The following is a 25453-nucleotide window of genomic DNA, read 5'->3' on the forward strand; positions in this document are numbered from 1 at the left end:
TATGGCTATTTCGTTAATTTTTTGTGCTTGCAGAGCTATGGTTTACAATGTGCGCTCTCGATACCGGGCGCTGGAAGCGTCACCCCACTGAGGAAGTACAATGAACCGTCGCGCAGGTAAGCCAACAATGAGGAAAACGACGCAACTGGTGAATGTTGAAGAACATGTCGAAGGTTTTCGCCAGGTCCGTGAAGCGCACCGGCGTGAACTGATTGATGATTATGTTGAGCTCATTTCCGATCTGATCCGTGAGGTCGGGGAAGCGCGTCAGGTCGATATGGCCGCCAGGCTGGGGGTTTCGCAACCGACTGTCGCTAAAATGTTAAAACGTCTGGCCTCGGTGGGCTTAATTGAAATGATCCCCTGGCGCGGTGTCTTTCTGACGCCAGAAGGGGAGAAGCTCGCGCAGGAGAGCCGCGAGCGCCATCAGCTTGTCGAGAATTTTTTACTGGTGTTGGGCGTCAGCCCGGAGATCGCCCGCCGGGATGCGGAAGGAATGGAGCACCACGTCAGTGAAGAGACGCTGGTGAAGTTTCGTGAATTTACGCTTAAGTATGGTCCCTCCGCTGAATGAAAATCCCTGGACTGCAGGCCCTGGCCCGCGATCGTTTCTTCCATCTCTTATTACTCATTGGCGCAGCATTAAGCCTCTTTGTGCCGTTTGCACCGCGCGCCTGGCCTGCCGCCATTGACTGGCGCACCATCATTACCCTGAGCGGCTTAATGATGCTCACCAAAGGGGTCGAGCTGAGCGGCTATTTTGACGTGCTGGGACGTAAAATGGTGCGCCGCTTTGCCACCGAGCGCAGGCTGTCGCTGTTTATGGTGTTCTCCGCCGCGGTGCTGTCGACGTTTCTGACCAACGATGTGGCGCTGTTTATCATCGTGCCCCTCACGCTCACACTGCGTAAGCTTTGCGAGATCCCGGTCAGCCGCTTGATCATCTTTGAAGCGCTGGCCGTCAACGCCGGCTCGCTGTTAACGCCTATCGGCAACCCGCAAAATATCCTTCTCTGGGGACGTTCCGGGCTGTCGTTCGCCGCCTTTACCTGGCAGATGGCCCCTCTGGCGCTGGTGATGATGCTGTCGCTGCTGGCGGTCTGCTGGTTTGCGTTTCCGGATAAAAAACTGCAGTACCACAGCGGAACAACCGGCCCGCAGTGGCAACCTCGCCTGGTCTGGAGCTGCCTTGCGTTATACATCGTCTTTCTGTTCGCGCTGGAGCTGAAGTATGAGCTGGCGGGCGTCCTGCTCGTTGCGGCGGGGTTTGTCGTGCTGGCGCGCCGCGTGCTGGTGAGCGTGGACTGGACGCTTCTGCTGGTCTTTATGGCGATGTTTATTGATGTGCATCTTCTTATCCAGCTTCCGGTGCTGCAAAACGTGCTGCACAGCGTCAGTACGCTGTCTCAGCCGGGACTGTGGCTGACGGCAATTGGCCTGTCTCAGGTTATCAGCAACGTGCCTTCCACCATTCTGCTGCTCAACTATGTTCCGCCGGACACGCTGCTGGCCTGGGCCGTTAACATCGGCGGGTTTGGGCTGCTGCCCGGTTCGCTGGCAAACCTGATAGCCCTGCGCATGGCTAACGACCGTCGTATCTGGTGGCGCTTTCATCTCTGGTCGATCCCGATGCTGTTATGGGCCGCGGCGATCGGTTTCGGAATATTCCTTCTCATATAGTGCGCAATTTGTCAGTTTTTCCTGGCAAACGTATAGCAACGTCCTAGCTTTAGTGAACGGCATAGTGTGATGCCGCTCACTGACAGGACCGTTGCTGACCTATGGCTGAAGATCAAAATCCGCCTGCTGACGAGCAGGACAAAAACAATAATGAGCGTAAGCGCCCGGGCAAAAAACCATTAATTATCCTCGGCATTGTCGTGGTGGTAATGGTCGTCGTGGCGCTGGTCTGGTGGTTTTTAACCCGTAACGAAGAGACGACTGACGACGCCTTTACCGACGGCGACGTGGTGACCATCGCCCCCAAAACGGCAGGCTACGTCACCGAGCTGCGCGTGCGCGATAACCAGCGCGTGAAAAAGGGCGATCTGCTGGTGGTCATCGATCCGCGAGATACTACCGCACAGCGCGATCAGGCGCAGGCCCAGCTTGGGCTGGCCATCGCGCAGCTGCACCAGGCCCAGGCGCAGCTGGCGCTCTCAAAAGTCCAGTATCCCGCACAGCGTGACGAAGCCAAAGCGCAGGTGCTGAAAGCGCAGGCCGATCTGGCGAACGCCCAGGCAGAGTACCGTCGCCAGCGCGGCGTGGACCCGCGCGCAACCACCCAGCAAAGTATTGATTCCGCGAACGCACAGCTGCGTAGCGCACAGGCGGGGCTGGCCAGCGCCCAAGCGCAGCTGGAAGTGGCGGAACAGGTTCAACTGCAAATCCGCCAGCAGGAAACCAACGTTGAAGCGCGCGAGCGTCAGGTCGATCAGGCTAAAGCCCAGCTGGAAACCGCCAATCTTAACCTCTCCTATACCGAAGTCCGCGCCCCGTTCGACGGCGTCGTCACCAAACGCAACGTGCAGCCCGGCACGCTGGTGCAGGCGGGAACGGCGCTGTTCTCGCTGGTTTCTCCAAACGTGTGGGTGGTGGCGAACTTTAAAGAGTCGCAGCTTGAGCGCATGAAGCCGGGTGATAAGGTCACCGTGTCTGTTGACGCATGGCCGGATATGGAGCTTGAGGGCCACGTAGACAGTATCCAGCAGGGCAGCGGTTCGCGCTTCTCCGCCTTCCCGGCAGAAAATGCCACCGGCAACTTCGTTAAAATTGTGCAGCGCGTGCCGGTCAAAATCGTCATTGATAAAGGCCTGGATCCAAACAAACCGCTGCCGCTGGGGCTGTCGGTGGCACCGAAGGTGACGGTGGAATGACGGATCACAGCCACGACAGCTGGAAGCCCGCCAGCAATCCGTGGGCGGTGGCGATTGTTGTCACCCTGGCGGTGTTTATGGAGATCCTCGACACCACCATCGTCAACGTTGCGTTGCCCCACGTGGCGGGTTCACTCTCGTCCAGCTATGACGAATCCACCTGGGTGTTAACCAGCTATCTGGTCGCGAACGGCATCGTGCTGCCCATCTCGGCGTTTCTGAGCCGGGTGTTCGGCCGCAAGCAGTTCTTCCTGATCTGCATCGTCATGTTCACCGTCTGCTCGTTCCTGTGCGGGATCGCCACCGAGCTGTGGCAGATCATTCTGTTCCGCGTGATGCAGGGTTTTTTTGGCGGCGGACTTCAGCCCACGCAGCAGTCGGTCTTACTCGATTACTTTAAGCCGGAAGACAGGGGCAAAGCCTTTGGGCTGTCGTCCATCGCCATCATCGTTGCGCCAGTGCTTGGCCCGACGCTGGGCGGCTGGATCACGGATAACTACTCCTGGCGCTGGGTGTTCTTTATCAATATCCCGGTGGGGATTGTGACGGTGCTGGCGATCTACCAGCTGCTGGAAGATCCGCCGTGGGAGAGCAAATCAAAAGAGAAGCTGACCATCGACTGGACGGGGATCGGCCTGATCGCGCTGGGGCTGGGCTGCCTGCAGGTGATGCTTGACCGCGGGGAAGATGAAGACTGGTTCTACTCGAACTTTATTCGTACCTTCGCCGTGTTGACGCTTGTCGGCATTATCGGCGCCATCTACTGGCTGGTGTATGCCAAAAAGCCGGTGGTGGATTTGCACTGCATGAAGGACCGCAACTTCGCCGTCTCCAGCCTGCTGATGGCCGGGATGGCGATGATTTTGTACGGCAGCTCGGTGGTGATCCCGCAGCTGGCGCAGCAGGATTTGGGCTACACCGCTACCTGGTCCGGGCTGGTGCTGTCGCCCGGGGCGGTGCTGATCGTCTTAACTATCCCGCTGGTATTGAAGCTGATGCCGGTGGTGCAGACGCGCTGGATTATTGCCTTTGGCTTTACCTGTCTGGCGGTGTCGTTCTTCTGGTCGCGCACGCTGACCCCGGATATTGACTTCGAAACCCTGGTGCTGTTCCGCAGCGCCCAGTCGATAGGGCTGGGGTTCCTGTTTGTGCCGCTGACCACCATTGCCTTTATTTCGATTCCAAGGCGGCTGAACGCCGATGCCGCAGCGCTGTTCACCATGTTCCGTAACGTTGCGGGTTCGGTTGGGATTTCGCTGTCGACGGCGGCGATTACCGAGCGCTCGCAGGCGCACAGCGCGCACCTTGCGTACCACGCCTCGCCGTTTAACGAGCAGTTTCAGCAGGCGATACGCGAAAGCGCCCAGGCAATCCAGAACTTCACCACCCAGGTAGGGGACCCCACCGGGATTGCCACCGGACGCATGTACCAGACCATGATTGAGCAGTCGCGCTTCCTGGCCTACATCGACGTCTTCACCATTCTGAGCGCGGTGGCCTTGCTATTGATTCCGTTTTGTTTGTTGCTCTCGCCGGTTAAGAGCGAGGGGAGTGCAGGAGCACACTGATGATACACAGACGTTTACACCCTCTGATGATAATGATGCTGCTGGCGGGCTGTGCCGTCGGGCCGGATTACCAGCAGCCCGCGCCGCCCGCCGTTACGCACTGGAACGATAAGGGCGACAGCGCGGTGAAATCACAAACCACCTCCGCCGCGACCAACCCGCGCTGGTGGAAAACCTTCGGCTCGCCGCAGCTCGACAGCCTGGTTGAGCGCGCCATTGCCGGAAACCTGACGCTGCAGCAAACGGTGCTGCGCATCGCGGGAGCGCGCGAACAGATTAACCAGGCGGGAGGGGCGTTTTACCCGTCGGTGAATGGCAATCTGCAGGCGACACGCCAGCAGCTCGGCCTGGAAGGGGAGCTGAAATCCCACGGCGTATACGACCAGGTGGATAGCATCGATCCTAATTTGAAAGGCGCGCTGGGGCCGCTGACGCAGCCGATTAACCTTTACCAGGGCAGCTTCGACGCCCAGTGGGAAATCGACCTGTGGGGCAAGGTGCGCCGGCAGGTGGAGGCGGCAGAAGCGCAGCAGAAGGCGGCGATAGAGCAGCGTAACGACGCCCTGGTGTCGCTGGAAGCGGAAGTGGCGCGCGCGTGGCTGCAGCTGCGCGGGGCACAGAGCATTATCGCCACGCTGAACACCCAGATAAAAAGCGCCCAGCAGACGCTGGATCTGACCGAAAGCCGCCAGCGCGGCGGGCTGTCTCCGCAGATGGACGTGGAAAATGCCCGGGCGCAGCTGGGCAATCTCGAAGCACAGCTGCCGCAATATCAGGCACAGGAGCGCCAGGCGATGAACGGCCTGGCGATCCTGCTCGGCAAACCGCCGGGCGCGCTGGATGCGGAATTGCAAAGCGTGCAGCCGATGCCAGCCCTGCCGGATATCGTGCAAACGGGCATTCCGTCGACGCTGGCGCGCCGCCGACCTGACGTTCGCGAAGCGGAGGCGAATCTGCATGCCGCCACGGCGCAAATCGGCGTTTCGGTGGCGGAGCTGTTCCCGAGCTTTACCCTTTCCGGGCAGTTTGGCCTGCGAAACAGCGAAACCAACTGGCTCACCGACTGGAGCAGCCACTTCTACAGCTTTGGCCCGCAGGTCTCTATTCCCATCTTCCAGGGCGGACGACTGGTCTCCAGCGTGAAGGTCGCGCGGGCGCAGCAGGGGGCGGCGGTGCTGGACTATCGACAGACGGTGCTGACAGCGCTCGGCGATGTGGAAAACGCGCTGGTCAGCTATCGCACCGACCAGCAGCGTGAAGCGGGGCTGGCGAAAACCATCGACGCGCTGCAAAACGCGTTTGACCTGGCGAGCGACAGCTACCGGCAGGGCATCGCCAGCTTTATCGACGTGCTGGACGCCCAGCGGCAGCTGGCGCAGGCCGAGCAGCAGCGCGCGCAGGCTCAGGTGCAAAGCGCGCTCGACCTGGTCGCGCTCTATAAAGCGCTTGGCGGCGGCTGGGAGCCGTATCAGCAGGTGCAGTTACCGGACTACAGCGTCTTTGGCGACGCCCCGCGCGGATAAATTTTCAGAGGATTGGGCAAGAAACGGACAGGAACGCCACATTCGCGATGGCTGAGCGGCGGGTATAACTAACAGACACCCAATCGACATGCGAGGAAAGCGTTATGCGTTATCAAAAACTGGGCAATACCGGACTGTTTGTTTCTGAACTGTGCCTCGGCACCATGACGTTTGGCGGTGAAGGCGGCATGTGGGGCAAGATTGGCCAGCTCCAGCAAAATGAAGCCGAGCAGCTGGTGGGCCGCGCGCTGGACGCGGGCATCAACTTTATCGACACCGCCGACGTCTACTCGGAAGGCCGTTCGGAGGCGATCCTCGGGCAGGCGCTGAAAAACCTGAACGTTCCGCGCGAGAACGTGGTCGTCGCCACCAAAGTGTTCGGCGAAACCGGAACGGCAGGGGTGAACTCGCGCGGCAGCTCGCGCTATCACATTATCAGCAGCGTAAAGGAGAGCCTGCGCCGCCTGCAGCTCGATCATATCGATCTCTACCAGCTTCACGGTTTTGACCCCGCCACGCCGATCGAAGAGACGCTTTATGCCCTGGATAACCTGGTGCAGCACGGCCACGTGCGCTACATCGGCGTTTCGAACTGGGCGGCGTGGCAGATTGCCAAAGCGCTTGGTATTTCTGAACGCCTCGGGCTGGCGCGTTTCGCATCGCTCCAGGCGTATTACACCATCGCCGGACGCGATCTTGAGCGCGAGCTGGTGCCGATGATGCAGAGCGAAGGCGTCGGGCTGATGGTCTGGAGCCCGCTGGCGGGCGGTCTGCTGAGCGGAAAATATAGCCGCGACGGGCAGGGTGAAGCCGGTTGTCGCCGTCTGGAGTTTGACTTCCCGCCGGTGGATAAAGCGCGCGCCTTCGACTGCGTGGACGTGATGCGCACCATTGCCGAGCAGAAAGGCGTCTCCGTGGCGCAAATCGCGCTGGCGTGGCTGCTGCACCAGAAAGCGGTGACCAGCGTCATTATCGGTGCCAAACGTATCGATCAGCTGGACGACAATATCGCCGCGACCGGGATCCGCTTGAGCGAAGACGAGCTTAAGCAACTTGATGCGGTTAGCGCGCTGCCGCGCGAATATCCGGGCTGGATGCTGGAGCGGCAGGGTGAATATCGCCGCAATCAGCTCGCACAGTAATATCTCTTCCTCCCCGGTGGCGCTTCGCTTACCGGGGCTGCTTTCCCTGGTCATTATTTCAACCCATCTCACAAAAAACGATCCTCCTCTTTGATCGTCTTTTCATCTTCGCCTATATGACTAGTCATGAAATTTTAAATGACTAGTCATATAGGGAGAGAACATGAACAATCAGCTGCCGGCCAACTTTTTATGGGGCAACTCGGTATCCAGCATGCAGACGGAAGGTGCCTGGAATGAGGGCGGGAAGGGGATGTCGGTGTATGACATACGGGAGGCCGGGGAGAACATCTCCGACTGGAAAGTCGCCACCGACTCCTACCACCGCTACCGGGAAGATTTCGATCTGATGCAGGATCTGGGCATTAACTGCTACCGCTTTCAGATCTCGTGGAGCCGCGTCTGCCCGCAGGGTGACGGCGAGTTTAACGACGAGGGCATCGCGTTTTATGACCGTTTTATCGACGATCTGATCGCTCGCGGCATTGAGCCGATGGTTTGTCTCTACCACTTCGATATGCCGCTGGCGCTGGCGCAGGAGTACAACGGCTTCAATGAACGCCGGGTAATGGACGCCTTTATCCGCTACGGCAAAAAGATGATCGACTGCTATGGCGACCGCGTGAAGTACTGGCTGACCTTCAACGAGCAAAACATTTTCCATATGCCGGAAGCGTTCCGCATTTCCGGCTACATGAAAGGCGAGAAAACCCTGCGCGAGCTGTACGAGCTGCAGCATCACACCATGGTGGCGCACATGTCGCTGACCGAATACCTGCACCAGACTAAACCGGGCCAGCTGATGGGCGGCATGCTGGCGCACCAGCTGATTTACCCGGCTACCTGCAAACCGCGCGATATCTTCTGCGCCCAGCAGTACGACGAGTTCCTCAACCAGAACCTGCTGCGCGTCTTTGCCGGGCAGGGCTACAGCCCGGCGGTGATGGCGGTGGTGGAGCAGGAAGGTTTTGGCGATATCTACCGCGCTGAGGACCTGGCGCTGTTCGCCCGTACAAAGAACGACTATATGGCCTTCAGCTATTACGCCAGTAAAACGCTGGACAGCGATGCGATCCCGGAGGGCACGCCGGTGAATTATTACCTGCTGCACGGCGAGAAAAATAACCCGTACCTGAAGGCCACCGAGTGGAACTGGCAGATCGATCCGCTCGGTTTTCGCACCATCATTACCCGCTACGCCAACGACTGGCGCCTGCCGGTATTCCCGATCGAAAACGGCATTGGGGTGATTGAGTCCTGGGACGGTATAAACCCGATTGAGGATACCTACCGCATTGACTACCACCGGGCGCATATCGAGGCGATGAAAGCGGCAATGTTCGAAGACGGAGCAGAGGTGATCGGCTACCTCGGCTGGGGCCTGATCGACATTCTTAGCTCCCAGGGCGACATGCGTAAACGCTACGGCGTGGTCTATGTCAACCGTGAAAACCACGACCTGAAAGACCTGAAGCGCGTGCCGAAGAAGAGCTACGCGTGGTTAAAAAAGGTTATCCATACCAACGGACGCGAGATGTAAGCCGTACGCTGCCGGGCCGTTTTTGTGACTGATTGATGGGAACTATCCGCTATGTCTGAAACAAAAATAACACCGCATATGCAGTCCTTTGTCGACAAATTTGTAGAGTTCTCGGCGCGCCTGGCAAACCAGGTGCACCTGCGCTCCCTGCGCGACGCCTTCGCCACGGTGATGCCGATTTTCATCCTCGCCGGTCTGGCGGTGCTGGTGAACAACGTGGTATTCCCGTGGATTTTTGACGGCGACACGCTCGCGCACTTCAAGGTGTGGGGCGAGGCGATTATCAACGGGACGCTGAACATCGCCGCGCTGCTGCTGGCGCCGATGATTGCCTGGTCGCTGGCGCGCAACAAAGATTTCGACAATCCGGTCTCGGCAGTGGTTATCGCCGTCAGTAGCTTTATTATCATGATGCCGATGCGCCTTCAGGTTACGCCCGTCGGCGGCAATACCGCGGTGAACGTCACCCAGGTGCTGACGTTCGCCAATATTGGCTCCACCGGGATTTTTGCCGGCGTGCTGATTGGCCTGCTCTCCACGGAAGTGTTTATCGCCATTTCGCGGCTGAAGGCGTTGCACATTTCCCTCGGGGAAAACGTGCCGCCGGCGGTGAGCAAATCCTTTACCGCGCTGATCCCGACCATTCTCACGCTCTCCCTGTTTGCGGTGCTTGCGGCCATACTGGCAAACGTGCTGCATACGGACCTGATCCATCTTATTACGACCTTTATCCAGCAGCCCCTGCGGCTGATCAACACCAGCCTGCCGGGGACGATTTTCATCTACAGCTTTGGTAACTTCCTGTTCACGCTGGGTATTCACCAGTCGGTGGTGAACAGCGTGGTGCTGGAGCCGTTCCTGCTGATTAACACCAACGAGAACATGCTGGCCTTTGCCAACGGCCAGCCGATCCCGCACATCATCAACAACATCTTCGTGCCGACGTTTGGCATGGTGGGCGGCACGGGCAGCACTATCTCGCTGCTGATCGCCATCTTTATCTTTTCCCGACAAAAGTCGGCGAAGCAGGTGGCGCGTCTGTCGCTGGCACCGGGCTTATTCAACATCAACGAGCCGGTGATCTTCGGCCTGCCGATTGTGTTTAACCTGCCGCTGATGATCCCGTTCGTGCTGCTGCCCGCCATCGGCATTTACTTCGCCTGGCTCTGTACCACGCTGGGGTTAATGTCGCGCTGCGTGGTAATGATCCCGTGGACCACGCCGCCAATTCTGAGCGCCTGGCTGGCCACGGCGGGGGACTGGCGGGCGGTGGTGGTGCAGTTGGCAATCATCGTATTTGGTGTATTCTTCTACCTGCCTTTCCTCAAGATTGCCGAGAGAGTGGCGTTAAAAAACAGCGGGATAGAAAACTAACTAGAAGGAAGGACGATGGCGGCGAAGTACATCACCATAGCGCGGGAAATTAAGAAACGCATCATCAGCCAGCAGTACGCCGCCAACGAACCGCTGCCGGACCAGTTTGCGCTGGCGGCGGAGTTCAACTCCAGCCGGATGACCATTCAGCAGGCCATGCGCCAGCTGATCGTCGAAGGCCTGGTCTACACCCGCCAGGGGCAGGGGACGTTCATCCGCAAAAATTTTCTCCAGCTCTCGCAGTGGGATCTTTCCGGCAGCGACTACTTTGGCGCCACTAAAACCTGGGAACACCTGGGTAAGGTAACCAGCCAGGTGGTCCATTTTGAGCTGCGCTTCCCGAACGAGAAAGAACAGGCGTCGCTGATGATTAACGCCGATGCGCCCGTGTATGACTTTATCCGTCTGCGTTTGCTCAACGGTGAACCCATGTCGCTTGATTCAACGGTAATGCCGATGAATCTGGTGCCCGGGCTGACGAAAAGCCATCTTGAAGGTTCGGTGTTCCAGTATCTCCAGGAGACGCTGGGGCTGAAAATTATGGGGTCGTACCGGGTGGTGCGGGCATTAAAGCCGAGTGCGCTGGACATGCAGCATCTGGTCTGTGCAGAGAGCGACCCGGTGCTGGAGGTCGAGCAGGTGATCTATCTGGAGGATGGCACACCGCTGGAGTATGCGCACTGTCACTATCGTTACGACCACGGCGGGATCGTTATCGTGAATAACGGATAATCAGGTTTTCAGGCGCACGACTCGAAATAGCTGTCCGTGTCTTTTATGTAAAGATCGTTCTGACACAGATGCTGGATTTGACCAGGCTTCAATGTAAAGCGGATTTTTTGAAGCCAGGAGCGTTTTATTTTGCTGGTATTGTCGCGAGATAATCCATAGTCATGGATTATCTCATGAACAAAACGAATACTCTGTGCAGAAACATAAACTGGTGTTTTGGTGAGCTGAATCAGTTTGCTGATCCAAATATCATCTGCGCGAGGACAGACCTTAATAAAATCCTCGTTAAAATGGAAATACTCCGGAATCATATTTTTCTTGAGCACAACGCCACCGAGACCGGTGATGATATAGTTTTGCTCAACAACTTTTGGCACGGTGATAAGAGGAAAATTACGATAGGTATCAAGAAGTTCTTTCTTCTTCTTTACTGTTTCACGCACGCGCGCAGCAACCACATATTCCTGATTGTGACGGTAAAAATCATCCAGCAGGGTTTCTGCCCAGATTTCATTATAAATGGCGTCATCGTCGGCATAAATCAGAATGTCGTCTTCGGTTGCAGCTTGTAGCGCCGGAAACAATTTACGATAAGGCCCGGTATTTTTAACCCATTTAAAAATCAGGTTTGTACCCGTCTGGCGAATTTTCTGCACCCATTCAGGCTCGTCAGTGATGCCTTCGTCACTGAGATAAGGTGTGCTGGAGACCCACACAACAATTTGATCGACCTTCTTACTCTGGTTCGCCAGTGACCACACTGTTTGCGAACAGAGATAAAGGCGCGATTTTGTTGTTGTTAAGTTAATGCTGATCATCGAACTAAGTGTGCTCCAGGAAATAAAAAGACCCTATAAATACAGATAATACTGATTTTATAGGTAGGCGCATCATAACACTTAGAGGATTAGATGTAACCCCGCTAACTTAGCAGAAAATGGCAAGAATGGGACTTACAGCATTAATTGCTGTTCCGAAAGGATGAGCGTGGTGGGTATTGCGGAGTAATAAGACCCCGATGATTTGGGGTCTTATAAGATACTTTAGTGCTTGAGATTGATCAGTTCAAACGCACCGGCATACCGGAGCGGTTCTGCACAGCCTGATCGATAATCGCCGTTTCCACGTCTGGCTGAGAGGTTACAGCCTGCACCGCGCTGTTCAGCGTAACTGGTACGACTTCGTTGTTGTTGATCTGATCTTCGCTGGTAGACAGCGGGTTGTGCACTTCGATGTAGCGGCTGCCGTCTGGCTCAGACGTCGCTTTCACCGGTTCGTTGATGAACTGCACACGCGTACCGACCGGCACGTTTTCGAACAGGAACTTGATGTCTTCGTTACGCAGACGCACGCAGCCGTGGCTCACGCGCAGGCCGATACCGAAGTTGGCGTTAGTACCGTGAATGGCGTACAGGCGGCCAATGTAGAGCGCGTACAGACCCATTGGGTTATCCGGGCCTGCCGGCACAACGGCTGGCAGCGGTTCGCCTGCAGCGATGTATTCCGCGTGCATTTTGGCCGTCGGCGTCCAGGTTGGGCCCGCTTTCTTACGCTCAACTTTGGTGGTCCAGTTCATTGGGGTGTCTTTACCCAACTGGCCGATACCGATTGGCAGCACGATAACGGTGTTGGTGCCTTTCGGATAGTAATACAGACGCATTTCCGCGCTGTTAATCACGATACCTTCGTGAACGGTATCCGGCAGGATCAGCTGCTGAGGAATATTCAGCACGGTACCCGCTTTCGGCAGATACGGGTCTACGCCCGGGTTCGCTTCCAGCATGTTAGACAGGCCCAGCTGGTACTGCGCAGCGAAATACTCGAGTGGCTGAGAGTTACCTTCCGGAACGGTGACCACCTGGTTTTGTCCCACCAGACGGCTACCGTCGGTCGGCAGCGGATACGTCACCGCAGAAGCGGTCTTACAAAAACCTACTACGGCTAACGCCGCCGCAAAAAGCGTTGTTAATTTCATGTTCATGTTGTGCGAGGTATCTAAGCCATTCAGGCGATGAGTTGATAAGTCTGAATCTGTGATGGGAGCGCATTATATGTGCATTCCCGCTAACAGGGAATTCAGATGTGTACGAAATCACATTTTTTTCGATTTTGTTAAAGTTTAGTGGATTGCCGCAACACGGGATCTCAATTCGGAATTGTGGCATAATGCCGTGTTTATCACACTTTTCGCAGGAATCTCCCCGTGTTAGTTACCAGCAACGTCACTATGCAGTTTGGCAGTAAGCCGCTGTTCGAAAACATTTCCGTCAAATTTGGCGGCGGCAACCGTTACGGCCTCATTGGTGCCAACGGTAGCGGTAAATCCACCTTTATGAAGATCCTCGGCGGTGACCTGGAGCCGACGCTCGGCAACGTTTCGCTCGATCCTAACGAGCGCATCGGTAAGCTGCGTCAGGATCAGTTCGCCTTCGAAGAATTCACCGTACTTGATACGGTGATCATGGGGCACGCGGAGCTGTGGGAAGTGAAGCAGGAGCGCGATCGCATTTACGCCCTGGCTGAAATGAGCGAAGAAGACGGCTATAAAGTGGCCGATCTGGAAACGCAGTACGGCGAGATGGACGGTTACTCTGCGGAAGCGCGCGCGGGCGAGCTGCTGCTGGGCGTAGGCATTCCCGTTGAACAGCATTACGGCCCGATGAGCGAAGTTGCGCCAGGCTGGAAGCTGCGTGTCCTGCTGGCGCAGGCGCTGTTCTCTAACCCGGACATTCTGCTGCTCGATGAACCGACGAACAACCTGGACATCGACACCATCCGCTGGCTGGAGCAGACGTTGAACGATCGCGACAGCACCATGATCATCATTTCGCACGACCGTCACTTCCTGAACATGGTCTGTACGCACATGGCGGATCTGGACTACGGCGAGCTGCGCGTTTACCCGGGCAACTACGACGAATACATGACGGCGGCCACCCAGGCGCGCGAGCGTCTGCTGGCCGACAACGCCAAGAAGAAAGCACAGATTGCTGACCTGCAGTCCTTCGTCAGCCGCTTCAGCGCCAACGCCTCTAAATCGCGTCAGGCGACCTCGCGTGCGCGTCAGATCGACAAAATCAAGCTCGACGAAGTTAAAGCCTCCAGCCGTCAGAACCCGTTCATCCGCTTCGAGCAGGACAAGAAACTGTTCCGTAACGCGCTGGAAGTGGAAGCCCTGGCAAAAGGTTTTGAGAACGGCCCGCTGTTTAAAAAATTCAACCTGCTGCTGGAAGTGGGCGAGAAGATTGCCATTCTGGGCGCCAACGGCGTGGGTAAATCCACCATGCTGAAAACCCTGGTGGGCGAACTGCAGCCGGACAACGGCACCGTGAAGTGGTCTGAAAACGCGCAGATCGGTTACTACGCGCAGGATCACGAGTATGAGTTCGAAAACGATCTGACGGTGTTCGACTGGATGAGCCAGTGGAAGCAGGAAGGCGACGACGAGCAGGCGGTGCGCAGCATCCTGGGCCGTCTGCTGTTCAGCCAGGACGACATCAAAAAGCCAGCTAAAGTACTCTCCGGTGGTGAAAAAGGCCGCATGCTGTTCGGCAAGCTGATGATGGAAAAACCAAACATCCTGGTGATGGACGAACCGACTAACCACCTGGATATGGAATCCATTGAATCGCTGAACATGGCGCTGGAGATGTATCAGGGTACCCTGATCTTCGTCTCTCACGACCGTGAGTTCGTCAGCTCGCTGGCGACCCGCGTAATTGAAATTACGCCAGAGCGCGTGGTGGACTTCACCGGAAACTACGAAGACTACCTGCGCAGCAAAGGTATCGAGAACTAAAAAAAAGCCGGGTGGCGGCTTCGCCTTACCCGGCCTACGTTCTGTTCCCTCTCCCCGTGGGAGAGGGTTAGGGTGAGGGCATCAGGCCGCACTACAGCACCCACTCGCTCCCTTCAATCCCATTCACCAGCAGCTTACGTTTTTCCCCCGCCGGTAACGACACCTTCAGCACTTTCCACGCCGGACGATAATCCCCGCGCGCGTTGACCTTCAGGTTAATGGTTGCGCCGTCGCACACCATTTCCCAGTCCACCCACAGCGCATTGCCGTTCTGGTAGCCCCAGCTTTCTCCGTCATCTTCAAACAGCATGCCAGAGGTAGTCCCGACGCCCTTCACCGGGAACAGCTTCAGCTCGCGGGTGTCGTCTTTTTCTGCGGATACGTGGGTGATACGCTCGCTGAGCGGCAGGCCGGCACCGGCGCGCACCAGCAGCGGTAGTTTTTCCAGCGGCGCGTCGAGAACAATCGACTGGCCGCCCGCATACCACGCGTGGGTGTAAAAATCGTACCAGCCGGTTTCGTTATCCGGCAGCCAGACGCGGCGCTCGCGCTGCCCGGCTTCGACGACGCTGGCGACCAGCAGATCGCGGCCCAGCAGGAAGTCATCGCACTCCTCAAACGTCTGCGCATCGTGCTCGTGGTCGAGGAAGGTCGGGCGCAGCATCGGCTCGTCGTCGGCGTGCGCCTGCCAGAGCAGGGTGTAGAGATACGGCAGCAGGCGGTAGCGCAGCTCAATCGCACCGCGAATGGCAGGGGTCACGCCCGGGTACATCCACGGCTCATTTACTGTGCAATCATCATTCCACGAGTGAATGGTAAAGCGCGGATGCATCACGCCGTTCTGCACCCAGCGCACGAACAGCTCGGCGTCCGGCTTGTCGCCGGAGAAACCGCCCACGTCGTGACCGACGTTGAACAGCCCGGACAGGCTCATGCCCAGCCCCATGCGGATGTTATAGCGCAGAGTCTGCCAGCTGGTGCGGTTATCACCGCTCCAGGTCTGAACGTAGCGCTGCATCCCGGCGCAGCCGGAGCGGGAGATCAGATACGGGCGCTTCTCCGGGGCAAAGCGCTGCTGCGCTTCCAGCGAGGCGCGCATCATCAGCAGCGGCATCACTGGGCGAATATGCTTGATGGCGATCTCCTTGCCGAAGCCGTAACAGCGAGCTTCTCCGTCCCACACTTCATATTCGTTGTTGTCGTTCCAGGTAGAGTCGATGCCCATCTCCAGCAGCTGCGTGGTGACGCCGTTCTGCCACCACTGCACCGTCTGCGGGTTGGTAAAGTCGAGGTGCGAGCCTTCGTCATCCCAGAAGCTGGAACGTTCTGGTGCATCGGTTTCTGAATCGCGAATGAACAGGCCGCTCTCCGCCACTTCGCTATAGCGCGGATGGTCCTGCAGCAGGCACGGCTTGATGTTTGCCGCCAGCTTCAGCCCCGCGTCGTGGAACGCCTGGCTCATCACCTTCGGCTGCGGCACCTTGTCATGGTTCCAGTTAAAGACGTAGCGCTTGCCGTTGATCGAGGTATAACCGGAAGAGAGCTGGAACGAGTCGCACGGAATGGCGTGTTCTTCACACAGGCGGATGAAGTTCATCAGCTGGTTTTGCGCGTCCGGCGCGTCGGTGTAGTGCATGGTCGAGCCGCTGTAGCCCAGGCTCCATTTTGGCCCGAACAGCGTTTTTCCGGTCAGGCGCACGAAGGCCTTAGTGACGTCCAGCACGCGCTTGCCGGTAAAGATGTAGTAATCGATATCGCCCGCTTCCGCCTGCCAGCGGCGGTAGGCGGTGTGGTAGTTGTCTATCTCGTTGCCCAGATCCAGCCAGCAGCTGCTCAGGTTGTCGTAGAACAGGCCGTAGCTCACGTCGTCGCGGCGGGTGAGGGTGAACGGAATATGCTTGTACAGCGGGTCGGTGCTGGCAGCGTTATAGCCCATTGCATCGAGGTTGCGCATCTCATAGCGTTTGCCGTTGCGCTGCAGATCGCCCGCTTTCTCACCCAGACCGTAAAAACGCTCATCCTTGCGGCGGCTCAGGTAGTGCGCCACGCCGTCACCGTGGGCGTTTAGCAGGTAAGCACTGGTCGGACGGTCATTGACCAGCGGCTGCCACTCGCCCGCGTCATTGCGGTAGTGCCACTCCAGCCACAGCGGCTGGTGCACGGTCACGCGCAGCCGTTCGGTTGCCACGGTTAACGTATCGTCCTGCTGCGCCAGCGTCCATGCCGGGCAGGTGAAACCGCTTAAGTCGTCACGGCAGCGACCTTCCCACGGCACGTCTTTTTCCGGGGCGATGCTCCAGGTGCGGTCCAGCGCCAGCTCGCCTTTGCGTTTGATCAGCACACGGAACAGGTTCTCTTCCAGCACATACAGGCACAGGCGGTGCTGGTTATCGACCAGCAGTTCCAGATGGTTTGCCGACTGCTTATCTACGGTCCAGTTTTTCAGGGTTTTCATATGCAATACATCCACTATCAGGCGCGCTTGGCGCGACGTTCAGCAATAAATGCTACCAGGAAGACAGCGCCAATCAGGTCAAAGAAGCCCATGGCAATAAAGAGCGGGTTAAAGCCGATTTTGTCGGCGGTCACGCCGATTAACAGAGAGAACAGGAAGCTGGCGATCCACGCCGCCGAGCCGCGCATGCCGTTGACCGTCGCCATCTGGCCTTTGTCGAACGACTCCACGACCAGGGCGCTGAGCATGCAGGAGATGATCTGGTGCCCGAAACCGCCGATGGAGATCAGCACGATGGTGATATACGGGTCGCGGGTAATGGCCACGATGCCCAAAGAAATCATCAGGAACGCACCGGTCACGGAACTGGCAACGACCGAGTTCACGCGGGAGCAGCCGAACAGGCGGGTATAGAGACGCGTGAGGTAACCGCTCGCCACGCTGCCGAGATCGGCGGCGAGGAACGGCAGCCAGGCAAACATCGCGATTTGCTTCAGGTCCATGCCGTGCTCTTTGGCGAGGTACAGCGGCACCCAGAAGCTCAGCACCGCCCAGGCCGGCTCCGCCATAAAGGCCGGGATGGCGATACCGTAGAAACGCTTGTTTTTTGAGACGGTTTTCAGCGCGGTCAGGAAAGGCAGTTTGACCGCAGGCGGTTCGTTATCCTGCTTGATAAACGCCAGCTCGTCCTTGCTCAGGTTCGGGTGCTGCTCCGGGTTGTGGTAGAACGCCCACCACAGGATCACCCACAGCAGCGCCAGCACGCCGGTGAACATAAACGCGCCCTGCCAGCCAAACGAGGCGTGAGCGAAGTAGATGATAGGCGGAGCCAGCATCGCGCCGATGGAGAAGCCCACGCCCGCCCAGCCGGCGGCAACGGGACGTTCTGATTTCGGGAACCATTCGCCGATGGTTTTGGCATTCGCCGGGGTAGCGGCGGCCTCAGATGCGCCCATAAAGAAGCGCAGAATAGCGAGGTGCAGCCAGCTTCCGGCACCCGCGTGGAAAATACACATCAGCGCCCACACCCCGGCGCAGACCATGAAGCCAATCTTCAGGCCAATCACGTCGATCAGCCAGCCGCACAGGGGCTGGAAAATGGTGTAGGCGATCTGAAACGCGCCGACGATCCAGGAGTACTGCTCGGTGGTGATCCCGAGGCTCTCTTTCAGTTCCGGGGCGAGGATCCCGAGTGAGTTTCGGGTGATGTAGTTAACGGTGACGCCAAGTAAGAACAGCACCAGCACGTACCAGCGCAGGTTCTTGATGACGCGACGGGTCTTGCTTGTCGCAACGGTATTATTGATGTCCTGACTCATTTTACTCTCCACAAGACGGACGCTAAGGGACGGAGGTTCAGGTGTCACACAGATTTTTATGTCTTTGATTTCTATCCGTTTAGAATGCTTAAGTTGCTATACAACTAGTATGGAAGTTGTGTGACAAGTTCACCTTAAGGGAGAAAATGAGCGGGAAATAGTGGATTTTGTGCAAAATTTCTCATAACTGGCCTCTACCCTCTGGCATGATGGCTTTTATGCCAGTTATTGCCTGACGAATACGCTATGAAAATTTTTTCATTTCGCAAATGGAGCCAGATCACAAAATGGACAAAAGGCTAAAAATCACCGAAATTGCCGCCCGAACGCAGCTCTCCATCAGCACCGTGTCGCGGGTGCTGGCGGGCAAAGCAAACACCAGCGAAAAAGCGCGCGCAAAGGTGCTGGCGTGCGCGCGGGAGCTGGGCGTGATGGAAGGTATGGCGGCGGGGCGGTTGCTGCTCAATAGCCTGGTGGTTTTTGCCCCCCAGCGCGCCTTTGACGAGCGGTCCGACATCTTTTACTACCGCGTGATCCAGAGCGTGGGGAAAGGGCTGGCTTCCCACGAAGTGCGGTTACGCTACTGCGCGCTGGAAGAGAACGACAGCGACGCGCAGCTTTTTCTGGCGCGCATGAACGAGCCGGATACGCAGGCCGCCATTCTGCTCGGTATCGACGATCCGCATATCCACGATCTGGCGGTGGATGTTGGTAAACCCTGCATGCTGATCAACTGCCGCGACCGCCATATGCGCCTGCCGGCCGTCGCGCCGGATCATCGCGCCATTGGCGAGCGGGCGGCGGAATACCTGTTCGAGATGGGGCACCGCGAGGTGATGACGGTGCTCTGCCTGCGGCGCTACACCATGGAGCAGCGCCTGTCGGGGATCCGCGATGCGTGGCAATCCCACAACCTGACGTTCAACGACAAACGCGATCTGCTGGTGGTGCCGAGCTTCAGCGCGCGCGAAACGGAACATATGGTCAGCGGCTGGCTCAGCGAAATGCAGGGCAAGGATTTGCCGACCGCCTTTCTGGTCGGCGGCGACTTTATGGCGGCGGGCACCATCAGCGCCCTACAAAACCACGGTCTGCGCGTGCCGCAGGACGTCTCGGTGATGAGCATTGACGGGTTTAATCTGGCGGCGATTCAGGATGTGCCCCTAACGGCAGTGCATGTCCCGCGCGATGAGCTGGGAACGGAAGCGGTGCATATGCTTCAGCAGCGGCTGATGCGCCCGGACGCGCCGGTGGGGACGTTGCTGCTTAACGGCACGCTGACCGTGCGGGAGTCGGTCCGGCGGATACGTCAGGGGAAACGACGCACCGCCGTTGAGAGGGAGGGGCTGTATGACAGTTAGGCCATGCCCAGCGCGCGCTTGCCGTGGATGTTCAGGTCGGCCACGGTAAAGCGGTCCTGCCAGCTCTTTTCATAATCTTCGCGCGGGAAATCCCCCGGCGACGCGCCGGTTTCCAGCGCTTCCTTGACCTTCTTCGCATAGGCGAGGTTTTTCTCGCACATCGGCGCGGCAGGAATGTACATCACGTTGCCCCAGCCCTGCTGGTTTTCAACCGGTGCAACGGAGTGGATCACATCGCAGTGCCACCACACCGAATCGCCCGCGTCCAGCGCCGGAATGCTGCTTAACGCTTCGATGAGCAGCGGGTGCCACTTCTCGGAAACCGGCAGCACGCGCCCCGGCGCGACGCCGCACAGCTCGTCTTCCGGCACGTCGTCCAGCAGCGGACGCAGCAGAATGTATGCCATCGCTTCCGGGATGGGTACGACGTGCAGCAAGCCCTGTCCGGGGATCATATCCGACAGCGCCGTCCAGCCCTGGAAGGTGCGGAACACCGAGCATTTGGTGGTGTTATCCACGGTGTACTCTTCCACTTCAGTGCGGTGCGCGGCGTTCCACGGGTCGTATTTATCGACGTTGCCGTCAAACACGCGGGCGAACACCTGCTGATAGGCCGGCAGCAGCCAGCGCTCCAGCGCGCCGGAATCGGTGTGCGCACCCAGCCCTTTCGAGGTGGTTCCCGGCGGACGGCGGCGAATGCGATCCGGATAGATCACGCTCACGTCCGGGTCGAACCACTGTTTGCCGTTGCTCTCGAATGTCCATAAGCGGTTCAGGAACGACTGCACCTGCGCCATCTCTTCGCTCTGGCGCGCCTGCATTTGCGCCTGCGACCAGTAGATCGGGTAAATCTCCGGGCGAGAGGCCGTTAAGGTGCCGAAGAAGTTATCGCCCGGACCTTTATACACCTCGTCAAACTTGTTGAGATCGAGGTAGTCGAGCATCGACTGATCCCACGCCAGGGCCTGCTCGCGCGGGAAGTGACCTTTAATCACCGCGCAGCCGCGGCGTTTTACCGCCTCGCGCTGAGCATCGGTAATTGTGCCGTTTTTCACATCGGCAAACGGAATCACCGGCCAGACGGGTTCGCCTTTATTTTTGAGGGCGTTAATTTCCGCCACGCGGGTGGCAATCTTATCGCTGAGCTTATTGAACACCGCCTGCACGTCGCCGATCTGCGCGCGCAACTCGCGTTTTAACTGACGGATTGCCGCTTTGTGATCCGTCGGCAAGGTTTCACTGGTAAAGGTCATAACTGCCTCGCATCTTTCATTCGAAAGTAAAAGTGTCTACAAGTGATACTTTAAGTTAAAAATAAGTTAATGCAAGTTTAAAAACTTGACGTGCGCCACAGGATAGAAAAAGAAGGGAAGAGCCGGAGCAAGGCTCCGGCGAGGAGAGCATTACGCGTCGAAAGGGGAATGGGCGTCGAGAACGGCCTGAATGACGTTCAGCGCACCCTGATGGTTGTTGTCGTCGGTGGCGTAGCGGGCAATCTCTTTGATGCTTTCTGCCGCGTTGCCCATCGCAAAGGAGTATTTCACCAGCTTCAGCATCTCCGCGTCGTTGCCGCTGTCGCCGATACCCACGCACGCCTGCGGGGACACGTCCCAGCGCTTCAGCAGCCGGCTGATGCCGTTGGCCTTGTGCAGGCCCGGGATGATCAAATCGACAAAACCGAAGCCGCTGGTGACCGGCTTCATAATGCCGTCGAGCGACACGTGCAGTTTATCTACCAGGCTTGGGATATCGCTGTCCGGCAGGTTCAGGGAGAACTTAAACAGCACGTCGTCGATGTCGTGATAATCGCTGATGCGCTTTAAGCGGTGATAGTGCTTTGACATTAGCGCCACGAACGCGTCCGGCGCTTTGTCGCTGACGTAGGCGCTCTCCAGTCCGCAGGCCACAAAGTTCAGCCCTTTGTCTTTCAGCAGTTCGCCAATGACGATTTGCGATTCATGACGGGTCAGCTCGCCGTGGAAAATTTGCTCGCCGCGATCGAACACCAGCGCGCCGTTTTCCGCCACGAAGGAGATCTGCTCTTTCAGCTCCGGGAAGAAGGATATGAGCTGGTAATACTGGTTGCCGCTGGCGACAACGAATTCAATATTACGGGCTTTAAGCTGCTCAAACTGTGCCTGAAAGCGGTCTCGATCGTACTGCTTGGCATCATCAAGGAAAGTTCCGTCCATATCGGTGACGATAACTTTTACGGTCATACATTGCGCTCCTGGGTCACTGCGTTTTGAAACATTCTAATAACAAGGTGACGGGGAGCACAAATTTAATTTCATTCGAAAGTAAAAGCAAAACGGCAACCTGGGTTGCCGTTTTTAGTGTTTTCTCCCTCTCCCTGTGGGAGAGGGCCGGGGTGAGGGCATCAGCGTGCGCATTTCCCCTTAGGAGATACTTCGTTACAGCGTATGCTCAGTACGCGCGATAATATCGTCCTGCGCATCCGGCGACAGGGCGGTGAAGAACGCCGAGTAGCCCGCCACGCGCACCACCAGGTCACGATACTGGTCAGGGTGTTTTTTCGCTTCCAGCAGGGTTTCGCGAGAAACAATGTTGTACTGAATATGCCAGCCCTTATGCACCTCGAAGAAGGTGCGCAGCAGCACCATCAGCTTCTGTCGGTCGCTGTCGTTTTCCAGCGTCGACGGGTTCAGCTTCTGGTTTAACAGCACCCCGCCCAGAATTGCTTCCGTAGGCAGTTTGCCCACCGAGCCGATGACCGCCGTCGGGCCGAGATGGTCCGTACCGGAAGCCGGGCTTGCGCCTTCCGCCAGCGGGGTGTGCGCTTTGCGTCCGTCCGGGGTGGCCATTGTCGCCGCGCCAAACGGCACGTTCGCGGAAATAGAAGAGGTACCTGCGTAGTAGTTACCACCGATCGGGCCACGGCCGTAGCGCGGGTTGTGGTACTGCTTCAGCTCTTCAATGTAGGTCTGATAGGCGCGCGTCAGCAGCATATCCACGCTGTCGTCATCGTTGCCGTACTTCGGCGCGCCGTTAATCAGGCGCTGGCGCAGCTGCTCGTGGGTCAGGCCGTCGAAGTCATCCGCCAGCGCGGCCGCCAGCTGCTGCTGACCGATTACGCCCTGATCGAACACCAGCTTCTTCACCGCCGCCAGGCTGTTGCCGAGGTTGGCGATGCCCACCTGCAGGCCGGAGACCCAGTCATACTTCGCGCCGCCCTGCTTGATGCTTTTCGCACGCTCGATGCAGTCGTCCACCAGCGCCGAGCAGAGAATATCGTGGACGTTCTCTTCCAGCATGGTGTCCACCACGTACTCAATCTCGATGGATTTGCGGGTGTAGTAGCGGATCTGTGTATCCCACGCCGCCATCACCTCCTCAAAGTTATCGAAGTTACCGGCAGAGAGCGCTTTTTCCTGCGGCAGGAACACCTTGCCGCTGGTGGCGTCGCGCCCACCTTCCAGCGCGGCCAGCATCACGCGGGCAAAGTTGATAAAGCTCATGCCGGTGCAGCGGTAGCCCCATTTACCCCCGACCGCGGTTTCGATGCAGCCAATCGCGGCGTAGTCATAGGCATCGTCTTTCTCGACGCCGAGCTTGATGAATTCCGGGATCACGATTTCATCGTTGTTGAACGCCGGCATCCCGAAGCCGCAGCGGATCACCTGCACGCAGGCGTCGAGGAAGTCGTTGCTCATGCCTGCGTGGTAGCGCACGCTCAGGTTTGGCTGGGTGGAGCGCAGGCGGCCGCAGGACTCCAGAATGGCGTAGGAGAGCGGGTTCACCGCGTCCATCGGCTCACCGTTGACCAGCTTCTGGCCGCCAATGGTCACGTTCTGGTACAGCGGGCTGCCGGCAGAGGCCTTAGAGTGCGAGCCGGAGCGGATCTTGTTCACTTCCAGCAGCTTCAGCCAGCAGCTGTGCAGCAGCTCGATGGCGTGTTCACGGTCGAGGCTCTGGTTCAGCTCCACGTCGCGGCGATAGAACGGATAGAGATACTGGTCCATACGGGCAAACGACACGGAGTGGCCGTTGGACTCAATCTGCAGGATCAGCTGGATGAAGTAGCACAGCTGTAACGCCTGCCAGAAGGTTTTTGGCGGCTCGTGGGCAATCACGTCGCAGTTTTCCGCCATGGCTAGCAGTTCGTTGCGGCGACTTTCGCGGGTTTCGGTAGACGCCATTTCACGCGCCAGGTCTGCAAAGCGTTTGATGTGCAGGCTCACCGCCTCCAGCACGATATCAATCGCTTTCAGGAACTGGTCGCCGTGCAGGTCTTCCAGCACCGTCAGGTTGATGCGCGAGCGGCGTTCGGCCACCTTGGCGCGCAGGCCGTCGAGACCTTTCTCCAGCACCAGCGGGAAGTTAACGGCCAGGTGCGCATCGCCGGAGGTCATGTTGCCTTCGGCTTTGATAATGCCGGTTTCCAGCAGGCCTTTCTGCTCGTCGGTGAACATGCCGTAGCAGCGATCCTGCACCGTCTGGCCGCGCCACCACGGGCAGATTGCATGCAGGATGCGCTTGTTCTCTTCGCTCACCGCAAAGCCCGCGCCTGGACGGTCCGCCAGGTCGTCGATCTCTTTCTCAATCCAGGAGACGGTGTATTCCGGGAAGATCGGCGCGGCGCGCACTTCGCTTGCCTGGTTACCTATGATGAGCTCGTCGTGCTTGATCCAGATGGTGCGTTCAGCCAGGTGATGCGCCAGCGCCAGGGCGCGACGCACCGGGATCGGCTTGTCCATGTGCTGCTGATACATTTCGGTGTAATGCTGCGCGCGCTCGGTACAGACCGGCGGCTTGACGATATGTACGAGGGCCGTTTTATGCGCTTTAATGCGCTCGCTGAGGGTGTTGAGATTCAGGGTCGTCATAAGTTTATCCTCGTAAGGTCGCGGTTAACCCTTTTTGGCAGGCGTACTGCTGCGCGAAGTCCAGCAGGGCAGGGTTATCCAGCGGTTTGTCAGGGGCAGAGTAGGGTTGGCCGAGCAGGGTATATTTGTTCATGCCCAGCGTGTGGTACGGCAGAAAATGAATATCGTCGACGCCGAGTTCGTCGGCAGCGAAATTGGTAATGGCGGTAACAGAGGCTTCATCGGCGTTAAAACCCTGGATCAGCGGCACGCGGATGGTGATTTTTTTCCCGGCAGCGGCCAGGCGTTTCAGGTTATCCAGGATTCGCTTTGCCGAGCCGTCCGTCCACTGCTTGAAGACGTCACCATCAACGTGCTTCAGGTCGGCGAGGAACAGATCGACGTACGGTAAAGAGGGCTCGATATAGTGCCACGGCACGTGAAGGCAGGTTTCGACGGCGGTGTGGATACCCTGTTCGTGGCTGGCTTTAAACAGCGCAAGTGCCAGATCGGGGTTCATAAACGGCTCGCCGCCGGAGAGGGTGATGCCGCCGCCGCTGCGCTCGTAGAAAGGCTTGTCGCGCAGCACGGTTGCCATAATGTCGTCTACCTGCTGTTCTTCACCGCAGACGGTGAGCGCCTGCGTTGGGCAGCAGTCGGTGAGGGCGTTGAGCGTCTCGTCGTCAAGCTTCTCACGATGGATGAGCAATCCGTTCAGCGCACGTTCGATACAGCCCGGCGCCGCCTGCTGGCACAGGTCGCAGCCGTCCAGGCACAGGCGGGCATCAAACAGCACGTCCCGGCTGCGGGAGCGGCTTTCCGGGTTCTGGCACCAGCGACAGCCCAGCGAGCAGCCTTTCAGGAACACCACGGTACGAATACCGGGGCCATCGTGGGTAGAGTAACGCTGAATATTGAAGATCATGTTTTCGCCTCTC

Annotated in this window: 19 protein-coding genes; 11 read left to right on the forward strand and 8 right to left on the reverse strand. The window is 57.9% G+C overall.

Translation table 11 applies throughout. From position 1 onward, the window contains the following. Window positions 1–100 precede the first annotated feature (100 nt). The 9 genes from mntR to ACWHWP_RS07155 all read left to right on the forward strand — a co-directional run bounded on the left by mntR (window position 101) and on the right by ACWHWP_RS07155 (window position 10755). The gene (mntR, locus tag ACWHWP_RS07115; RefSeq protein WP_023335001.1) at window positions 101–574 is read left to right on the forward strand and encodes a manganese-binding transcriptional regulator MntR; all 474 of its coding nucleotides are present in this window, start codon (window positions 101–103) and stop codon (window positions 572–574) included. Beyond that, window positions 571–1680 (forward strand): anion transporter, encoded by a 1110-nt coding sequence (locus tag ACWHWP_RS07120; protein ID WP_447855302.1) that lies wholly within the window; start codon window positions 571–573, stop codon window positions 1678–1680. The genes mntR and ACWHWP_RS07120 overlap by 4 nt, the downstream gene beginning before the upstream one ends. A 101-nt stretch (window positions 1681–1781) precedes the next feature. Then, complete coding sequence (locus ACWHWP_RS07125) at window positions 1782–2876, forward strand: HlyD family secretion protein (protein ID WP_032661279.1); 1095 nt, start codon at window positions 1782–1784, stop codon at window positions 2874–2876. Then, complete coding sequence (locus ACWHWP_RS07130; protein ID WP_059310717.1) at window positions 2873–4444, forward strand: DHA2 family efflux MFS transporter permease subunit; 1572 nt, start codon at window positions 2873–2875, stop codon at window positions 4442–4444. Before ACWHWP_RS07125 ends, ACWHWP_RS07130 begins: the two co-directional genes overlap by 4 nt. Next, complete coding sequence (locus ACWHWP_RS07135) at window positions 4444–5967, forward strand: efflux transporter outer membrane subunit (protein WP_213751013.1); 1524 nt, start codon at window positions 4444–4446, stop codon at window positions 5965–5967. Before ACWHWP_RS07130 ends, ACWHWP_RS07135 begins: the two co-directional genes overlap by 1 nt. Before the next feature lie 104 nt (window positions 5968–6071). Beyond that, window positions 6072–7109, forward strand: a complete 1038-nt coding sequence (locus tag ACWHWP_RS07140) for an aldo/keto reductase (protein ID WP_447855303.1) — start codon at window positions 6072–6074, stop codon at window positions 7107–7109. A gap of 163 nt (window positions 7110–7272) precedes the next feature. After that, the gene (locus ACWHWP_RS07145) at window positions 7273–8649 is read left to right on the forward strand and encodes a glycoside hydrolase family 1 protein (protein WP_447855305.1); all 1377 of its coding nucleotides are present in this window, start codon (window positions 7273–7275) and stop codon (window positions 8647–8649) included. 51 nt (window positions 8650–8700) lie between these two features. Continuing rightward, window positions 8701–10023, forward strand: coding sequence for a PTS sugar transporter subunit IIC (locus ACWHWP_RS07150; protein WP_429053304.1), 1323 nt, complete (start codon window positions 8701–8703; stop codon window positions 10021–10023). 15 nt (window positions 10024–10038) lie between these two features. Further along, window positions 10039–10755: a GntR family transcriptional regulator gene (locus ACWHWP_RS07155; RefSeq protein WP_429053303.1), complete on the forward strand. Its 717-nt coding sequence runs from the start codon at window positions 10039–10041 to the stop codon at window positions 10753–10755. A gap of 8 nt (window positions 10756–10763) precedes the next feature. Here ACWHWP_RS07155 and ACWHWP_RS07160 read toward each other — a convergent pair whose 3' ends face one another. Together ACWHWP_RS07160 and ldtB are read right to left on the reverse strand one after the other, a co-directional pair. Next, window positions 10764–11573, reverse strand: a complete 810-nt coding sequence (locus tag ACWHWP_RS07160; protein ID WP_063432313.1) for a glycosyltransferase — start codon at window positions 11571–11573, stop codon at window positions 10764–10766. Between the two features lie 242 nt (window positions 11574–11815). Continuing rightward, complete coding sequence (ldtB, locus tag ACWHWP_RS07165; protein WP_447855306.1) at window positions 11816–12736, reverse strand: L,D-transpeptidase; 921 nt, start codon at window positions 12734–12736, stop codon at window positions 11816–11818. 222 nt (window positions 12737–12958) lie between these two features. On the opposite strand from ldtB, the gene ACWHWP_RS07170 reads away from it, so the two are divergent. After that, window positions 12959–14554, forward strand: a complete 1596-nt coding sequence (locus ACWHWP_RS07170) for an ABC-F family ATPase (protein ID WP_059310710.1) — start codon at window positions 12959–12961, stop codon at window positions 14552–14554. Window positions 14555–14645: 91 nt separating this feature from the next. Here the strand turns inward: ACWHWP_RS07170 and ACWHWP_RS07175 are convergent, their stop codons facing one another. Together ACWHWP_RS07175 and ACWHWP_RS07180 are read right to left on the reverse strand one after the other, a co-directional pair. Further along, on the reverse strand, window positions 14646–17009 hold the full coding sequence (locus tag ACWHWP_RS07175) for a TIM-barrel domain-containing protein (protein WP_447855307.1): 2364 nt from the start codon (window positions 17007–17009) through the stop codon (window positions 14646–14648). Between the two features lie 17 nt (window positions 17010–17026). Then, window positions 17027–18328 (reverse strand): MFS transporter, encoded by a 1302-nt coding sequence (locus ACWHWP_RS07180; protein WP_059310708.1) that lies wholly within the window; start codon window positions 18326–18328, stop codon window positions 17027–17029. Window positions 18329–18615: 287 nt separating this feature from the next. Here ACWHWP_RS07180 and ACWHWP_RS07185 point away from each other — a divergent pair, with 287 nt between their 5' ends. Then, a complete protein-coding gene (locus tag ACWHWP_RS07185) occupies window positions 18616–19689 on the forward strand; it encodes a LacI family DNA-binding transcriptional regulator (protein WP_059310707.1) in 1074 nt (357 codons plus the stop codon). On the opposite strand, the gene ACWHWP_RS07190 is transcribed toward ACWHWP_RS07185, so the two are convergent. The 4 genes from ACWHWP_RS07190 to ACWHWP_RS07205 form a co-directional block, all read right to left on the reverse strand. After that, window positions 19686–20942 carry a DUF1479 domain-containing protein gene (locus ACWHWP_RS07190; protein WP_447855308.1) on the reverse strand — a complete coding sequence of 419 codons (1257 nt, stop codon included), beginning with the start codon at window positions 20940–20942 and terminating at the stop codon, window positions 19686–19688. The genes ACWHWP_RS07185 and ACWHWP_RS07190 overlap by 4 nt on opposite strands. Window positions 20943–21092: 150 nt before the next feature. After that, window positions 21093–21908 (reverse strand): Cof-type HAD-IIB family hydrolase, encoded by an 816-nt coding sequence (locus tag ACWHWP_RS07195; RefSeq protein ID WP_059310705.1) that lies wholly within the window; start codon window positions 21906–21908, stop codon window positions 21093–21095. A gap of 195 nt (window positions 21909–22103) precedes the next feature. Then, on the reverse strand, window positions 22104–24536 hold the full coding sequence (locus ACWHWP_RS07200; RefSeq protein ID WP_447855309.1) for a formate C-acetyltransferase/glycerol dehydratase family glycyl radical enzyme: 2433 nt from the start codon (window positions 24534–24536) through the stop codon (window positions 22104–22106). 4 nt (window positions 24537–24540) lie between these two features. Then, window positions 24541–25440 (reverse strand): glycyl-radical enzyme activating protein, encoded by a 900-nt coding sequence (locus ACWHWP_RS07205; protein ID WP_447855310.1) that lies wholly within the window; start codon window positions 25438–25440, stop codon window positions 24541–24543. Window positions 25441–25453 lie beyond the last annotated feature (13 nt).

This window comes from Enterobacter sp. WI-ESBL-E8 (genome assembly GCF_053364895.1).

Excerpts from the sequence above, each read along its gene's own strand:
- ACWHWP_RS07195 (WP_059310705.1), bottom strand. The coding sequence starts at position 21,908 with ATGACCGTAAAAGTTATCGTCACCGATATGGACGGAACTTTCCTTGAT.
- ACWHWP_RS07125 (WP_032661279.1), top strand. The coding sequence starts at position 1,782 with ATGGCTGAAGATCAAAATCCGCCTGCTGACGAGCAGGACAAAAACAAT.
- ACWHWP_RS07190 (WP_447855308.1), bottom strand. The coding sequence starts at position 20,942 with ATGACCTTTACCAGTGAAACCTTGCCGACGGATCACAAAGCGGCAATC.
- ACWHWP_RS07185 (WP_059310707.1), top strand. The coding sequence starts at position 18,616 with ATGGACAAAAGGCTAAAAATCACCGAAATTGCCGCCCGAACGCAGCTC.
- mntR (WP_023335001.1), top strand. The coding sequence starts at position 101 with ATGAACCGTCGCGCAGGTAAGCCAACAATGAGGAAAACGACGCAACTG.
- ACWHWP_RS07155 (WP_429053303.1), top strand. The coding sequence starts at position 10,039 with ATGGCGGCGAAGTACATCACCATAGCGCGGGAAATTAAGAAACGCATC.
- ACWHWP_RS07175 (WP_447855307.1), bottom strand. The coding sequence starts at position 17,009 with ATGAAAACCCTGAAAAACTGGACCGTAGATAAGCAGTCGGCAAACCAT.
- ACWHWP_RS07150 (WP_429053304.1), top strand. The coding sequence starts at position 8,701 with ATGTCTGAAACAAAAATAACACCGCATATGCAGTCCTTTGTCGACAAA.
- ACWHWP_RS07160 (WP_063432313.1), bottom strand. The coding sequence starts at position 11,573 with ATGATCAGCATTAACTTAACAACAACAAAATCGCGCCTTTATCTCTGT.
- ACWHWP_RS07135 (WP_213751013.1), top strand. The coding sequence starts at position 4,444 with ATGATACACAGACGTTTACACCCTCTGATGATAATGATGCTGCTGGCG.
- ACWHWP_RS07130 (WP_059310717.1), top strand. The coding sequence starts at position 2,873 with ATGACGGATCACAGCCACGACAGCTGGAAGCCCGCCAGCAATCCGTGG.
- ACWHWP_RS07120 (WP_447855302.1), top strand. The coding sequence starts at position 571 with ATGAAAATCCCTGGACTGCAGGCCCTGGCCCGCGATCGTTTCTTCCAT.
- ACWHWP_RS07140 (WP_447855303.1), top strand. The coding sequence starts at position 6,072 with ATGCGTTATCAAAAACTGGGCAATACCGGACTGTTTGTTTCTGAACTG.
- ACWHWP_RS07205 (WP_447855310.1), bottom strand. The coding sequence starts at position 25,440 with ATGATCTTCAATATTCAGCGTTACTCTACCCACGATGGCCCCGGTATT.
- ldtB (WP_447855306.1), bottom strand. The coding sequence starts at position 12,736 with ATGAACATGAAATTAACAACGCTTTTTGCGGCGGCGTTAGCCGTAGTA.
- ACWHWP_RS07180 (WP_059310708.1), bottom strand. The coding sequence starts at position 18,328 with ATGAGTCAGGACATCAATAATACCGTTGCGACAAGCAAGACCCGTCGC.
- ACWHWP_RS07200 (WP_447855309.1), bottom strand. The coding sequence starts at position 24,536 with ATGACGACCCTGAATCTCAACACCCTCAGCGAGCGCATTAAAGCGCAT.
- ACWHWP_RS07145 (WP_447855305.1), top strand. The coding sequence starts at position 7,273 with ATGAACAATCAGCTGCCGGCCAACTTTTTATGGGGCAACTCGGTATCC.